General features: G+C 34.5%; 15 protein-coding genes. 6 read left to right on the top strand and 9 right to left on the bottom strand.

What is annotated here, in order from left to right; genetic code table 11:
* Nucleotides 1–110: 110 nt before the first annotated feature.
* From ACFFLS_RS01650 to ACFFLS_RS01620, 7 genes are read right to left on the bottom strand one after another with little or no spacing between them, the layout of a single operon-like run.
* The gene (locus ACFFLS_RS01650) at nt 111–608 is read right to left on the bottom strand and encodes a 4'-phosphopantetheinyl transferase superfamily protein (RefSeq protein ID WP_379685517.1); all 498 of its coding nucleotides are present in this window, start codon (nt 606–608) and stop codon (nt 111–113) included.
* On the bottom strand, nt 605–859 hold the full coding sequence (locus ACFFLS_RS01645; RefSeq protein ID WP_379685518.1) for an acyl carrier protein: 255 nt from the start codon (nt 857–859) through the stop codon (nt 605–607). Before ACFFLS_RS01645 ends, ACFFLS_RS01650 begins: the two co-directional genes overlap by 4 nt.
* 4 nt (nt 860–863) lie before the next feature.
* Nucleotides 864–2,138, bottom strand: coding sequence for a beta-ketoacyl-[acyl-carrier-protein] synthase family protein (locus ACFFLS_RS01640; protein ID WP_379685519.1), 1,275 nt, complete (start codon nt 2,136–2,138; stop codon nt 864–866).
* Nucleotides 2,135–2,572 (bottom strand): 3-hydroxyacyl-ACP dehydratase FabZ family protein, encoded by a 438-nt coding sequence (locus ACFFLS_RS01635; RefSeq protein WP_379685520.1) that lies wholly within the window; start codon nt 2,570–2,572, stop codon nt 2,135–2,137. Before ACFFLS_RS01635 ends, ACFFLS_RS01640 begins: the two co-directional genes overlap by 4 nt.
* An 18-nt stretch (nt 2,573–2,590) precedes the next feature.
* Complete coding sequence (locus tag ACFFLS_RS01630) at nt 2,591–3,643, bottom strand: type III polyketide synthase (RefSeq protein WP_379685521.1); 1,053 nt, start codon at nt 3,641–3,643, stop codon at nt 2,591–2,593.
* On the bottom strand, nt 3,640–4,347 hold the full coding sequence (locus ACFFLS_RS01625) for a methyltransferase domain-containing protein (RefSeq protein ID WP_379685522.1): 708 nt from the start codon (nt 4,345–4,347) through the stop codon (nt 3,640–3,642). Before ACFFLS_RS01625 ends, ACFFLS_RS01630 begins: the two co-directional genes overlap by 4 nt.
* A complete protein-coding gene (locus tag ACFFLS_RS01620) occupies nt 4,344–5,474 on the bottom strand; it encodes an NAD(P)/FAD-dependent oxidoreductase (RefSeq protein ID WP_379685523.1) in 1,131 nt (376 codons plus the stop codon). Before ACFFLS_RS01620 ends, ACFFLS_RS01625 begins: the two co-directional genes overlap by 4 nt.
* Nucleotides 5,475–5,780: 306 nt before the next feature.
* Here ACFFLS_RS01620 and ACFFLS_RS01615 point away from each other — a divergent pair, with 306 nt between their 5' ends.
* The 6 genes from ACFFLS_RS01615 (at nt 5,781) to ACFFLS_RS01590 (ending at nt 9,922) form a co-directional block, all read left to right on the top strand.
* The gene (locus ACFFLS_RS01615) at nt 5,781–6,314 is read left to right on the top strand and encodes a YceI family protein (protein ID WP_379685524.1); all 534 of its coding nucleotides are present in this window, start codon (nt 5,781–5,783) and stop codon (nt 6,312–6,314) included.
* Between the two features lie 210 nt (nt 6,315–6,524).
* Nucleotides 6,525–6,860, top strand: coding sequence for a hypothetical protein (locus ACFFLS_RS01610; RefSeq protein ID WP_379685525.1), 336 nt, complete (start codon nt 6,525–6,527; stop codon nt 6,858–6,860).
* The gene (locus ACFFLS_RS01605; protein WP_379685526.1) at nt 6,857–7,381 is read left to right on the top strand and encodes a helix-turn-helix domain-containing protein; all 525 of its coding nucleotides are present in this window, start codon (nt 6,857–6,859) and stop codon (nt 7,379–7,381) included. The genes ACFFLS_RS01610 and ACFFLS_RS01605 overlap by 4 nt, the downstream gene beginning before the upstream one ends.
* Nucleotides 7,382–7,544: 163 nt before the next feature.
* Entirely contained in the window at nt 7,545–8,039 is a 495-nt protein-coding gene (locus ACFFLS_RS01600; RefSeq protein ID WP_379685527.1) for a hypothetical protein, read from the top strand.
* A 549-nt stretch (nt 8,040–8,588) separates the two neighbouring features.
* The gene (locus ACFFLS_RS01595; protein ID WP_379685528.1) at nt 8,589–9,017 is read left to right on the top strand and encodes a hypothetical protein; all 429 of its coding nucleotides are present in this window, start codon (nt 8,589–8,591) and stop codon (nt 9,015–9,017) included.
* Between the two features lie 23 nt (nt 9,018–9,040).
* Nucleotides 9,041–9,922 (top strand): DUF6694 family lipoprotein, encoded by an 882-nt coding sequence (locus ACFFLS_RS01590; RefSeq protein ID WP_379685529.1) that lies wholly within the window; start codon nt 9,041–9,043, stop codon nt 9,920–9,922.
* Nucleotides 9,923–10,322: 400 nt separating this feature from the next.
* Here the strand turns inward: ACFFLS_RS01590 and ACFFLS_RS01585 are convergent, their stop codons facing one another.
* Both ACFFLS_RS01585 and ACFFLS_RS01580 read right to left on the bottom strand, forming a co-directional pair.
* Entirely contained in the window at nt 10,323–12,083 is a 1,761-nt protein-coding gene (locus tag ACFFLS_RS01585; RefSeq protein ID WP_379685530.1) for an alpha-keto acid decarboxylase family protein, read from the bottom strand.
* 1 nt (nt 12,084) lies between these two features.
* Entirely contained in the window at nt 12,085–13,803 is a 1,719-nt protein-coding gene (locus ACFFLS_RS01580; RefSeq protein ID WP_379685531.1) for a flavin monoamine oxidase family protein, read from the bottom strand.
* Between the last annotated feature and the right edge of the window lie 611 nt (nt 13,804–14,414).

The following is a 14,414-nucleotide window of genomic DNA, read 5'->3' as shown; positions in this document are numbered from 1 at the left end:
TGTGAAAAAATAAATGAAACTTAAAAAATCATAGTATTATAGAGACGACTTTTGGTCGTCTCTTTTTTTTTAGAATTGATTCCTTTTCAGCCACAAAAAGCTAAGACGTTTTATAAAATTGTAACGCATATTTCAAAACGCCCATGATGGCTTACAGATGCATCCTGAATTTTATTTTTTGATGAAACAAAAAACGGAATGTTGTTATTGTCTTTAAGAATGGATTGTTTTTTTACTTCTTTGACTTTAGTTAAATTGTCCAGAACACTTACGGCAACGGTATGAATAATATCTCTAGAAACTGTTGTTTTTGTATGATAAATATTTCCAAGACAAGTAACCTTGCCTTGTAGGTGAGAAAGGCTTTGATGTTCTAATGTACACACCAGTTTTTTGGGAATGTATTCTCTTATTTTTGTTTTACGATTATAAACTTTATAAGCGGCTTCTTTCATACTCCAGAGCGTCCAAACCATGATTTCTGGGGTTTCTGAATTTGAAATAAGCAGTTGCTCTTCTGGAGTAAAAAGTTTTTCTATAAAGCCTTTTCTTTGCCAGTTATTTTCAAGTCGAGACTGCAGGATATCTATGACATCATTTCCAATCACTTTTTAGATAATTTGGTTTCAATGATTTCAACGGTAGCTTTAACGCTAAGCATGCGTTCCATATCTACATTATCAATCACGATATTAAAAGTTTCTTCGATATCTAGTACAATGTCTACTAAATTTGCTGAATTGATGCGCAAGTCATTAATAAAGTCAGTGTCTTCGGTAAGATTTTCATACGCTTCCGTATTGGCCGCGTAAGGTTTTATAATTACTCTTAGTCGGGCTATTAGTTCTTCTCTGTTCATAGGACTATTTTTGGAATTTTTTAAAGATAATACAAGCATTCACATCGCCAAAACCAAAACTTGCTTTGGCAATAATATTAGGACTAAAATTAATTGTTTTTAAGGGTACTTTTGAAGAGTCAATTAGTGCAGTAATTTCGGGATGAAGATCTTCGCAGTTTGTATTCCCAAACACAAAACCTTCATTAAGTTGTAGTACGGCCGCAATGCTTTCAATACTTCCGGCTGCACTTAAACAATGGCCGGTCATACTTTTCAGCGAATTGATATAAGGAAAATCAATTCCTTTTCGATTTAATGCTTTTGTCCAGTTTTCAATTTCAAGACTGTCTTTGGCAGTTGCTGTAAGATGCCCGTTTACAGTATCAATATCATTGGCAGAAATTCCTGAATTCTGAATTGCATCTGTAATACATCGCTGTACGGCTATGCTGTTAGGCGCGGTCATGCTTCCATTGCCACGCTGGCCACCTGAGTTGATATTTCCTCCCAATATTTCAGCATAAATCGGTGCACTGCGCTCTAGAGCACTTTCAAGACTTTCAACCACCAATGCTCCAGCACCGCTACCAGGAACAAATCCAGAAGCTGTCGCGCTCATTGGGCGTGAACCTTCTGTGGGATTGTCGTTATATTTGGAACTGCAGACCCTAAGGGCATCAAATCCAGCCCAGATATAAGGACCGCTATCTCCTGTGCTACCTGCTAATATGCGTTTTGCTTTTCCAGATTGTATTCGATCATAAGCCATTATTAGAGCTTCAGTTCCAGTTGAGCAGGCTGACGAGTTTGTAGTGACTTGATTTCCAAGTCCTAATTTGCCTCCAAGATAGGCACTAATACCGCTGTTCATTGTTTGCGCTACAACTGTACTTCCTAATCTTCGAACCTGCAGTTCGTCTATTTTATAAATGCTTTCGCGAAATTTCTCTATACCTGATGTCCCAGAACCGAAGATTGTGCCGCTATCCCAATCGGGTTGTTCGTTATTTTCTACTAGAAGTCCAGCATTTTTCCAGGCTTCCATTCCGGCAATAACACCATATAAAATACCGCTGCTGTTAAGGCCTCGTAGTTCAAGTTCTGTAAAATATTCTGCTTTGAGTTCTTCTGTTATCTGTGGTGTGCCAGCTATCTGGCAAGAAAATTGTAATTCCTCCAGATTGTTATTATGTTTGATGCCGGATATTCCGTTTTTTATAGCATGGCAGAACTCCTTAATTCCAATTCCGTTTGGAGCTACGACGCCTAAACCTGTTATTACAACTCGTTTGCTCATAATTTATTAGTAATCATACCAGATAAAATGCCTGTGCAGACTTCTTGCCCGTTTTCATTTTTCATTACCACATTACATTTCAGTTTTCCAAATCTGAAAAATAATTTTTGAGAAGTTACTGTAACTTTTTCATTCGGATAAACAGGTTTCAAAAACTGCATATCTGCCGATGTGAAAGCTACAATCGTATTTTTATTAAAAGCATCACCCAGTAAGTAAATACCAAGACAAACTAAACCAATCTGAGCCATGGTTTCGGTCAGGATTACACCTGGCGTTACGGGATTATCTTTGAAATGACCTTTATAGAAATCAAGATCTTCGCTATATGTGAAGGTTCCAACAGTACTATTTTCATCAACTTGAAGTAGCTCATCTACAAACAAGAACGGCTTGTTGTAGGGAAGTTTTGCTGTTATATCGGTTAAGTTCATTTTATAATAATTTGTAGATTACCATTGAAGTAAAACTCTTTGCGCAGAAAATCCAGGACCAAAACTAAGCATAAGTCCTTTTTCTCCCGGTGTAGGTTTTCTGTCCATAATTTGCTCTAAAACGTATAAAACAGTTGCACTAGACATATTGCCGTACTTTCTAAGAACTTCTTTTGTGTCGTCGATATTTTTTCCCAATCCTGAAAAAAGAGCCTCTACAGTATGAATTATCTTTTTGCCGCCCGGATGAAATATCATGTGGTCTACGGCAGCGATATCTAGATTATTTTTTTCCAGAAACGGGTGAATAATATTTTCAAAATGAGAGGCAATGGTGTCTGGGACTTCAATATCTAGTATCATCTGTAAACCTGTATTGGTGAGTTTAAAGCCCATCATATGCTCGGCATCATAAAAATGATACATTTCTTCATTGATTATTTCTGGGCCGTAATCGTCATCATACGAGGACAGCAAACAGCAAGCTGCTCCATCACCAAAAATAGCAGCGCTCACAATATTGGGCATCGAAAAATCATCAAGCTGAAAAGTTGCAGTTGGTGATTCTACTGCAATTACAGCTGCACGCTTTTGGGGATTTGCTTTTAGAAAATTTTTAGCATAAATAATACCCGATATTCCTGCGGCACATCCCATTTCGGTTACAGGAAGACGTACAATATCCTGTCTCAGTTTCATTTTATTGATAAGATAAGCATCTAAAGACGGAATCATAATTCCAGTACAACTCACTGTAATGATATAATCGAGTGTCTGCGGATCCCAATTGGCTTTTTCGAGTGCTTTTTTTAGAACCTGTTCTCCCAAGGTAATAACTTCTCTGGTGTAAATGTCATTTTTTTCTTCAAATGAAGAAGCAGTAAAGACCTCTTGGGGATCCATTATAGAATAGCGTTTGTCTACGGCGGCACCTTCAAATATCTTTTTAACTTTTTTAATGAAACGCTCGTCTTGTCCTTCCAACCATACTTCTAGCATTGGTATTATGTCACTAGTTTCGCGAGAATATTGCGGAAGCTGCTTGGCAGCTGTTATAATTTTTACACTCATTTTTTGGCGATTATCCACTGGTAACGAAAAGCCCATTTCCAGTTTAGGGTATAGTTTTTTAAATTTAGTTTTTTAGAAAATTCTTCTAGTTCGTTTCTCTTAAATCCTCTCAGAATAGATACTAATCCATCTTTGCGGGACATTTTTTTGAGATTGAAAAGAACACAGATTAGCTCAAAAAGCCTGTAGGCTAGTTTACTGCGATGCAGGTCATTGATAATAATTCCGGTTTTGGCATTCCTATTAAAGATAGTGATTATATTTAATATTTCCTCATTGGTAAAGTGGTGCAGGGTAAGGGTGCATAAAACAATATCGTACTTTAATGTTTTGAACTCTTCACTAAAAATATCCATGCATTTATATTCGATGTTTGAATATTCATTTGATAAGGTTTCTGCATAATTTATGGTAAATATATTAGCATCTATGCCGATAAGTTTTAATTTAAGGTTGTTTTTGCTCCCGAATTTGGCAAGCATCCGCAACATATCTCCATTTCCGCAACCTATATCGGCCAAGGTAATTGTTTGTAAAGTATCAGTCTGCTGTAATAATTTTTTTATTCCGTGAAGAGTCAGATTATTGCCACCCAATAGCTGGTTAATACGCGCAATTTGATCCAATGCTGCTCGTAGTTCTTCACCTTGAAGAGAAAAATCATCCATTATTTCGGTTTCCTGGGTTCTATAATTTGTATTCATTCTTCTACTGTTAAAGAATTACCGTGTGTTTGTTTTATAATGAATGGCAGTAATCCAGGAAATGACACTGCTAAAGACATAAGCAGATTGGTAACGGTTTTATGAATTAATATTCGAGCCAAAATTCTGCCCATAAATATTCTTTTTCCAAAATGCCTTTTCCACTCTCTAGTATAGTTTTTTTCTAACATTTCACGTGATATTTCGCTGTTTGAAAAAAAATCTAATAGCTGCTCACAGACTATTTTTGCACTATGAATAGCCATCGCCATACCGTTGCCACAAAGTGGATGAATGAGTCCTGCTGTATCGCCAATCATAAGAATATGGTTTTCTACCACCTGTTTATTCTCAAAAGAAATCTGGCTTATGGTTAAATGTTTGTCAAAAAGGAGTGTACTGTTTTCAAAAATAGATTTAAGATGTTTGTTCTTATAAAGTATGTTTTTTTGGTATTCCTCAATGTTTTTGTATTTCTTAAAAGTTACATAGTCAGCAAGATAACAAATGTTTACAATGTTGTTTTCGACTTTAGAAACGCCACAGTAACCACCGTTAAAGTTGTGTAAAGCCACAAGATCATCATCTATATTTCCTGCATAATGTGCTTTTACGGCTAACCACGGCGATTTTTTATAAATGAATTTTCGATTTAAAACCTGATCTACATTTGAACGTTTTCCAAATGCGCCCAATACTATTCTTGAAGTTAGAACTTGCGAAGATGCTGTAATAGTAAACAAATCATTATTGAAAGCGATATCGGTAACTGTGTCTTGAATAATTGTGCAATTATATAGAATAGCTTTTTGATATAAAAAATGATCAAGTGAATATCTGCTGATGCCAAAGCCTCCTAACGGAAGTTTTGCAGTAGTGGTTTTGCCGTCATTTGTGGTAAATTCAAATTTTGAGATACTTGTTGGAGAAAGTTCAGAAACATCGACATCAAGCCATTTTAGGTAAGGAAGTATTTCATTAGAAACATATTCGCCACAGACTTTATGGCGAGGATAGGCTGATTTTTCAATCAATGTTACGGCCAATTTTTTTTTAGATAGATGTATAGCAGCCACCAGTCCGGCAAGTCCTCCGCCAATAATTAATACATCACTGTTTGTTTTCATACTACCAATTTAGAAAATATATCCTGATTAAAAATAATTGCGAAAGATTATTTTGTCACTAAAATTAAGCAATCGGCTTTACTAGTTCGCAGCAGAGAAAGATCGATCAGATTTTTAATTAGTTAGAAAACAAAACCGTTTCTTGATAAGATTTATTTTTAATGAACGAATAAAATTTTAAAAAGAAAATTTTGAACTTAGCGGCTATCAAAATAGCTTAAAAAGTGCATGACGCTTAGTTTTCTTATCAAACAATTGTATTAATTTTGTCTGAAAAGAACACGCCGCTTCTAAATTTGATTAAATATGAGAAAATCAATCAACGTTTTGTATTTTAGTTTACTAATCCTGTTCAGCAGTTTTACTTTTTTTACCAGTACTTGGAAAATCAATGACGATTTTAGAATTCATTTTTTAGGAAATAGCGTTGAGGGAAATTTTGAAAATTTCACTGGAGAAATTCTGTTTGATGAAAATGATTTAACAGCTTCCAAATTTTCTTTAAATATTAAAGTCGAATCCATAGCAACAGGAAACTGGTTAAAAAACAGACATGCAAAGAACGAAAAATGGTTTGATGCAGAAAAATATCCTAATATTGTTTTTAAATCTTCTAAATTTCTTAAAACAACAAATGGTTTTGCTGTAAAAGGTCTTTTAAAAATGCACGGTATTGAGAAAGAAATTACCATTCCGTTTAAATTCATAAATAATACTTTTCAAGGTAATTTCAGTGTGAATAGAATTGATTTTGGAATTGGAAATCAGGAAGGAATGTCCAAAAAAGTGTCAAATGAGATTAAAATAGACTTTTCTGTGCCAGTTACTAAATTGAAATAAAATATTCGAAAAGCAGATTCAAATTAAAAAGCACAATAATTTATCAAAACGATTGTATTTCTCTGCGTTGTCGAGTTAATAAAGGTTTGTTTCTTAATTCATCGCTATTAAAACGGATAAAAACTTTACGCTAGGTTTCCTACTCTGAAAAAGTCTCAATTGAAGAATATTGATAGTTAAATATTCGGCATAAAAAGGAAATAAAAAGTTATGGTAAACGATTATAAAAAACACGATTTATATGGCAAAACACTGATTCAAAAAATTGAATTAACACCTCCGTTTAAATTTGATTTTCCAGTGACAAACCAAGCTTGTTTTTTATATGTAAAAGAAGGAGATGTTGATTATCAAATCGATGATGAACAAATAAACGTTGCCACTAATTATTCATTATTACTGAATTGCATCAATTCTGGAAAACAAATACACAATTCAAAGTCAAACCGTAATTGTGAAATTGTAATCGTTACTTTTTATCCCGAGATACTAAAAAAATATACGATAGAGAACTTCCTTTATTGCTTCAAAAGCCCAAGGATGTGATATTGAATAAATCAAGCGAAAAAATAAACAATGATTTTTTAATTCAGAAATACATTGAAGGATTGTTGTTTTATTTTGAAAACCCTTCTCTCATCAACGAAGATATTTTAGTTTTGAAAGTAAAAGAGATTATACTTTTGCTGTCTCAGACACAAAATTCAGAGTCAATACAACTGATTTTGTCTCAGCTTTTTTCTCCTACAACTTACACTTTCAAACAAATAATCGAAGCAAATTTGTTTTCGCAGCTCACAATTGAAGAGTTGGCACAGCAGAATAATTTGAGTGTATCATCATTTAAGCGTGAATTTGCAAAAATATATCACGATACGCCGGCCAATTATATCAAAACAAAAAAGTTGGAGAAAGCAGCTGAGTTGCTAAAAGTTTCTAATCAGCGCATTACCGAAATAGCATTTGACTGCGGTTTTAATGATTTGGCTGGTTTTACAAAAAGTTTTACCAGCAAATACAATTGTAGTCCGACAACTTATCGTCAGAAACTAAATGGTCTAGACTAGCTATGTACTTATTTTTAGAAACAGTAAGCATTCTTAAGATTTATCTAACGGATGCTTTTTTTGTGAGCTAAATTGACAAATAGTTGAACTAATTGACAAAATTATTCCCCTTAATCTATCGGAAGTTTGCTCTGCATTTTCAAACAAACTTAAAACATAAAAAATGGGATTATCAAGTTTAGGAATTTTTCACACAATAATAGGTATTGCTGCAATTGTAGCGGCAGTAATAGATTTTATCAAATATGGCAAAATCAATTTGAACAAATTATCTGGTAAAATATATTTTTACGGAACAATAGTTACTTCATTAACTTCATTGGGCCTCTCTAAACATGGAGGATTTAATCCGGGACATGTCTTTTCTGTTTTTATAATATTCCTTGTTTTAGCAGCTTATTTTCTAAATTCAAAAAGAAAAAATAGCAGAAGAGCGCGCTATTATGAAAACTTCTGGCTGTCTTTTAGTTTTTTTCTGTCCTTAGTTCCAACCGTAAACGAAACTTTTACCAGAATTCCGCTAGGACACCCTTTGGCAAAGGATATTAAAGATCCCGTAATAGCGAATACGCTTCTTGTTTTATTATTGCTCTTTGCTGTTGGTTCGATACTTCAGTTTAGAAAACAAAAAAAAATTAATTCCTACAGACCTTATTGATAAAACTTTCGTCTGTGGCTTGGTTCAGAGTAATGAGATTAATATCTGAAAGAAAAATTAATACATTCATTACACGGGTCTGGTAGGCTTTTTCAGCAGAAAAAACTTCAAAGGAAAAAGCGGATTCGTTTCCCAGAGTGTACAGAAATAGGCAAAGTTCCTCAAAAGGTACAGAGCGGCCGTCGTTAATAGAAAGATATTTATACACGGCAGATGGCAGACGGTATGAATTTGCAGTCATGATTCGTTTTTATTCTATATACGGAATCTTTCTGGAATTGGTTTTAATCTAGTTTCGCACGTACAATGCGAGCCTGATCCGTTTTTATCAAAACCACTTTAGTTTTTTGGAAGGCAATTATATTTATAATTTTTACTATTTATTTTAAGAGATATTTTTACTCTAAAAGATAAAAATTATATTTTTGATGCGACGAAATTTCTTTCAGGAAAAGCTGTAGAAATAGACAGAAACAAAGCAGAATGCAATAGTATTTCACAGTATTTTTTTTAATCATAAAACAAACAATATACATTAGATATTTCAAATTGGCTTTGATTTTTATTTCAGCATTGTTTTTTCAGGGATGTCCAAGCGAAACAGATGAAACGCCAGATAGAACTTTTTTCATTGTCAATAATTCTACAGAAACAATATCTGTTTTTTATATTTTTTCCGAATCGGAACTTATGCCTAATCGCTTTGATGTAAAACCAACACTACAAATAATGCCGGAAATTGAATATGAAGAGTTTTTAAAATATGATGATTTTGATAAGAATAGGAAATTAAGAATCTTAATCTATAAACAGTCAACACTAGAAAATTATACATGGAATGAGATAAGAAAGCTGGGAATGTATGATATGAAGTATGATTTTACTTTAGAAGAGATGAAATCCATAAATTATAAAATTAATTATGATGGCAATTCCAAAGCATTAAAACCAATAAACGAAGTTACCTACTATAAATAATACTTTTAAAAAACAGATAAACAATGAAAAAACTTTTAGTACTTGCAATTTTGACGCTTATGATTTCTTGTAAAGAAAAATTCAACGGAAAAGATGAGCAGAGTTTCAAAATTTCAAGACAAAAAATTGAAGAAAATCTTGACCAAAATGAAAAAACAAATTTAGAAAAAGCGATGCGTGTTATTGCCATAAAAGCAATGAGATTAAAATGGGAAGAGCCTAAAAAATATGAGAAAAAATCATTTAATGAAATTTCATTAGAAATGATAGATGGTTTATCTTACTCTTCTGTTGTTGATTTAGCAGAAGATATTTTGAAGGATAATAACAAAATGGAAATCGAAAAAATAGAAAAAGAAAATGACACCTTAAATCTTCAGAAAAAAGAAATTGTCGCAGTTCAGAAAACATTAAATCTCTTTAAAATCAGTTCTATGCAAATAGTTAAAGAAGATTTTTTTGGTGAATTGGTTCCAAAACTAGAATTTGATTACAAGTATATAGGGAAAAGTAAACTTATGGGGCCTAAAGAGATTAGTTTTGAACTCTTGAAAAAGTCAACCAAGGAAATCCTTAAGTATAAAATCACCATTAGTGGTTACAATGAAAGTGTTTTGGAGAGTGGGGAAATCGTTACAGAAAATTTTGTTTTAAGTGAAACCAAAGAAACAAATCCAAAATTATGGAACGCCCCAAAATATCCAATAGAAAATCCTAACCTTGCTGATTATGACTTAGAACTGAAAATTAACGTTTTAAGTTTAGTGATTAATAAGAAAAAAATAGAATTACCAAAAGGAAATATCAGCATATTAGATATGAAAATCAAAACTAATAATGAGGATATCGAAAACCTAAAAAAGTTAAAAGGAACTTTGGACGAATTAGAGTTGATAAAGAAATAAAAATATCCGCTAAGGTCGATATCCTAGCATTTTTATAATTAAAGTCTAAAGAGTAGAGCTATACTCATCTCTTTAGACTTTAATTTATAAAAGTTTAAAATTAATGTTATAAATAGATTGAATTGTTACCAGTAGTAGTGCTCGGTACAATTTTACAAGAGTTTCCGGGAGAATCTGAAGATGAACCAGATGCCAGTTTTACAATAAAAATAGATTTTTAGTTATAAAAGACTTGTGCCACGATTCTGCCACAAAGATAACACAGGTAAAATATCTTTAAAAATCGTCTTATTTTTTATGGCAGAAAAGGTATCAATTCCAAAGTAGTTACTCCCAAGAACTGATACCGTATCTATTCTTTACACTTATTAAATGTTTAAAAGAACAACTCATTTTAAGTCTAACATAAACTCCAGTCTTTATCTAAAAATTCATCTTCTCCAGGTTCTTCTGTCTTGTAAGCAATTGCTTCAGGAATAGAGGTTTTAGGTATGTTTACATGTACGATAGTATTTACCTTAATGTTGTCAAGCTCATTCAAAACCAGCTCGAGTTCTTCGAGATTGTTAACTTCAAAACCTTTGCCTCCAAATACATCAACGAGTTTGGCGTATTTCCAACGATGCATTTCGTTGTAATCATAAACGTTGTTTAAATCGGGAACGCTATATTCTACTTTGTCTGCACCACGAAACGGATTTGGATTAACAAGCATTTGCTCAATACCATAAATACCATTATCCAGAACAAAAACGATGGTGTCGTGTTTTAGCTTATTCTGTGTAGATATAGCCTGACAGGTTTCTTGAAAAGCGCCGTCTCCAACAAATACTACAGGTCTTTTATCAGGTCTGGCACATTTTATACCAGTCGCTGCAGGAACAGAATAGCCTATCGAAAGCCATGATGCCTGTGCTACAAATCCGTTTGGTTCTGCAATACGGATGCCTTGGGCTCCCAATAAAGGAAAACCAGCATCGGCAACCACTATATGTCTTTCGTCTATAAAAGTATTGATTCGATTGAAAAAGGTATCATAAGTAAGCGCTAGTTTCCCTTTTTTTGTTTTTCTGTCATCTGCTACAAAAAATGATTCGGGCAGTTCTTTTGCATCATACATTTCGTAGGCACTAAAGGAAACTTTGGTAAGTGCTTCTTTCAGGAATATCATAAAATCTCTTAGCGATACATTGGCGATATAAGACGCACCAATCCTTACACCGCTGTGATTGGCAAGCACTGTGTCTTCTTTCCAGACATCAAAACCGCCTAGATTTTTGCCGGTGGTCCATACGCCAAGGCCGATTTTCAGCTGGGCCTTTTCAAATTGTTCCTTAACATCTTTTGGAGATGCCTTTCCATTAAAAACTCCTTTGAACTTAGGATGGTTTTCGGATACGATTGATTTTCCAAGTATGGAGGTCACAAATTCTGTATTGGTAGTTTCGATTAGATCCAGAAATTCTTTTTGAATGCCATAGCGCTGGATTTCAATGCCTCCCCAGAAAATAATTTCTTTTCCGCGTGCCATTGCAGCTACTCTTTGGGCAGCCTTGCGGGCACTATTTTTACATTTAGATGTTTCTCTTTCGGCTAATGGAGCAACAGGCGGATTGCATTCCATTCGCCATGCATCTTCAAAAACCTCAAGATAAACGGGTCTTCCGTATAAAATACAGGCATTCAGCACTGAATCAATTTTATAAGGAGCATCAGATGAACCAGTGATTTGCTCAGCCGCAACCGTAACGTTTCGGAACACATTGATGTTGCTGTACATATCACCTGTCATATGAGATGCCAGCATACCCTGAACGAGGCTTCGCTGCTGGTCTTTGTTGGTTGGAGCTCCATTAATGACAAGTACGGGACAGTGTTCTACATAAGAACCTGCAACCGAATTGAGCAACGTAAATGCGCCCACGCCATAGGTAACCGCTACTGCTGCGAAACCGTTTTGACGTGCGTAGGCATCGGTACAATGTCCAGCGTTTATTTCATTTGTGTCGTTAACGATTTTAATTTTTGTATTTTTGTCTTCCTGAATCGTATTTAAAAACGGCGCGGTGTAATTGCCTGCAATTCCAAATAAATGGGTGAGTCCTAATTCTTCTAGACGTATTTGCAGGTATTTTGCAACGGAGATTTTTTTCTGTGACATCTTAAATAGGATTATTCAGGTTACCAGTATTTCCGTTGACTTCCAGTGCAGTTCGAATTCCAGACTCGATGGCGCCTTCAATCCAGGCATGCTTCAAAGAAGTATGCTCTCCGGCAAAATGTGCTTTTCCATCCCATTCAGTTGAGATGATATGAGGCTGCAATAAGTGTAATTGTCCTGGATTAAATATTGCTGCTTCGCCATAAGCATACGGATCACGCATCCAGCTTTGTGTTGCGCCACCGATTAATTTTCCGGTTTTGCCTTTACGGTCTTTGATACTTGAGCTAATCACGGCAAGGTTCATAATACGTTTCTGTTCCTCTTCGTCATCAGAATGCATGATGGCGAGATTTTTAAGAGCATAAAAATACCTGTCGTCATCGTCCATAGAATCCCAGCGGCTTGCTTCGTCAGACCAACAATAAGAGGCCAAGACAACACCATGACCATTGCTTCCCAAATCATTGCTCGGATAATAGGTAAAACGGTTCGAAAAATCAGTAATCGTACCACCGCCCACAATATTATAAGGGGCTTCCTGCCACCATTTTTCGCGGAATTCCAGTAATATTTTAGTAGCAGAATCGTAGTGTAGTTCACGGATTGCTTTTCGCTTAACCTGCTCGAATTGTGGCACTACGTAAACATGTCTTAATGCAGAGAAAGGTATGGTTACAATTATTTCATCAAATTCCAAATCACTGACTGGCGTTTTTAATGCTTTGAATCCTGCGTCTTCATAAAACTGAAAATCACGTTGCACTTCAATATCCACTTCTATTTTTACTTTGTCGTTGACAAGCATCATTTTGGTCATTCTGCAGTCAAAATAGGTGTTTTCTTCGAGACTATGAGCTTTAAAGAATGCATTCGGAAGCATGTCGCTTCCGCCAACAATTTCCAAAAATTTAGTAGAATCCTTTATGATATTTTGCTCAATAAAACTCTGGATAAAATCGTAAGCCATCCTAGACTCCAGATTTTGCATGACTCCAATCATTTCAATGGCATTTTCTGAATAACTCGAATTTTCCTTTAAGAAACGACGCATCGAATATTCTCCGTACTGCTCAATCAGCAACGGCCAGTTGTTCTCAGGATCTTCTGCAATAAAATCCTTAAGCGGCGTAATGAGTGCGGCCATCAATTGGTCGGCACGCATGTTTTCGTTGCTTTCTAGATTAAAGCCCAATAGTTCGTTTATATCAACAAAAGTTTTGTCTTTTGGAATGTATTTCTTCTGTACAACACGTTTACGGTTAACGTATATAAGGGAATTTCTTGTAAACACGGGCTCCGGTTTATTTGGATCTGCCTGATGTGCAATTGCTTGTTCCTTATCTACAGATACATAATAAAAAGGCTCAGTTTTGAGTCCGAGTTTAGCAATGTATTTGAGCACCATTTGGTGTATGGTCGGGATACGCATGGCGCCAGCTTCGCCATAAACAGTGTCGTCTTCAAAATATTTTTTGTCTTTAGAATTCCTGAAAGTCTTGATTCTTCCGCCAACACGGGTATTTGATTCGACTATTGTAACATTATGTCCAGCCTGCTTTAACAGACTTGCGGCCACCATTCCAGCCATTCCAGCACCAATGATTAATACGTCTTTTGGATTATTTGTTGGAGGAATTCCTTCGTCAATATACTTTAAGTACTGCTGGATAATAGGGTCGTTGTCTTCATCTAGTAAGCCGTGTAAATAGTTTTCCATATTCAGTTGGTTTGGTTATTGGGTTATTCTTTTTTTTGAATATAATTCATTAACAAATAAAGTCAGTAAAATCTTAATTTTCAAGCGTAATTCTACCTGTTTTTAGATAATGGTATTTATATTTTATGGATAGAATTATAAAATAGAAATTAATTCAAACAATCTTTTACGGATTTCGTATTAAAACCATCTTAGCATTTTGTAGTAAATTAGAAGGTAATTTTTAATACAAATATTTTTCTTACACATGGCTGTGATAGGGCTGAGCGTTGTTTTTATGTTTTCAGTGAAAAATAGTACGAATTAGTTTGTGTGTGTTAATTATAGTTGTATATTCGCACAGAAATTGATTGCGAATCACCCTCATCTTCCTACAAGAAGCAAATCAAAAAAAAGTACGTTAGTACAAAAAAGAGGTATTCTAAAATCAGTTAGGATGCCTCTTTTTTTTGTTAATACTAGTCAGACAATTCAAAGAGGATTCTAAAAAAAGATTTTTTAACAATTTAATTATTTTTATTATGGCATTTAAAGCAATTTTAGAATTCGAAGGAAACGAGTACCAAGTATTATTCTCAAAAGTTGATATGTTGAGACATACAGACGGAAAA

Origin of the sequence: Flavobacterium procerum, from assembly GCF_042431625.1 — a bacterium.
GTDB classification, from domain to species: domain Bacteria; phylum Bacteroidota; class Bacteroidia; order Flavobacteriales; family Flavobacteriaceae; genus Flavobacterium; species Flavobacterium procerum.
Note: the sequence above shows the minus strand (reverse complement) of the source record. Positions and strands in the feature narration are given on the sequence as shown.

Coding starts and splice junctions, on each gene's coding strand:
- ACFFLS_RS01610 (WP_379685525.1), top strand. CDS start 6,525: ATGGTAAACGATTATAAAAAACACGATTTATATGGCAAAACACTGATT.
- ACFFLS_RS01615 (WP_379685524.1), top strand. CDS start 5,781: ATGAGAAAATCAATCAACGTTTTGTATTTTAGTTTACTAATCCTGTTC.
- ACFFLS_RS01620 (WP_379685523.1), bottom strand. CDS start 5,474: ATGAAAACAAACAGTGATGTATTAATTATTGGCGGAGGACTTGCCGGA.
- ACFFLS_RS01645 (WP_379685518.1), bottom strand. CDS start 859: ATGAACAGAGAAGAACTAATAGCCCGACTAAGAGTAATTATAAAACCT.
- ACFFLS_RS01585 (WP_379685530.1), bottom strand. CDS start 12,083: ATGTCACAGAAAAAAATCTCCGTTGCAAAATACCTGCAAATACGTCTA.
- ACFFLS_RS01590 (WP_379685529.1), top strand. CDS start 9,041: ATGAAAAAACTTTTAGTACTTGCAATTTTGACGCTTATGATTTCTTGT.
- ACFFLS_RS01630 (WP_379685521.1), bottom strand. CDS start 3,643: ATGAGTGTAAAAATTATAACAGCTGCCAAGCAGCTTCCGCAATATTCT.
- ACFFLS_RS01625 (WP_379685522.1), bottom strand. CDS start 4,347: ATGAATACAAATTATAGAACCCAGGAAACCGAAATAATGGATGATTTT.
- ACFFLS_RS01580 (WP_379685531.1), bottom strand. CDS start 13,803: ATGGAAAACTATTTACACGGCTTACTAGATGAAGACAACGACCCTATT.
- ACFFLS_RS01640 (WP_379685519.1), bottom strand. CDS start 2,138: ATGAGCAAACGAGTTGTAATAACAGGTTTAGGCGTCGTAGCTCCAAAC.
- ACFFLS_RS01600 (WP_379685527.1), top strand. CDS start 7,545: ATGGGATTATCAAGTTTAGGAATTTTTCACACAATAATAGGTATTGCT.
- ACFFLS_RS01635 (WP_379685520.1), bottom strand. CDS start 2,572: ATGAACTTAACCGATATAACAGCAAAACTTCCCTACAACAAGCCGTTC.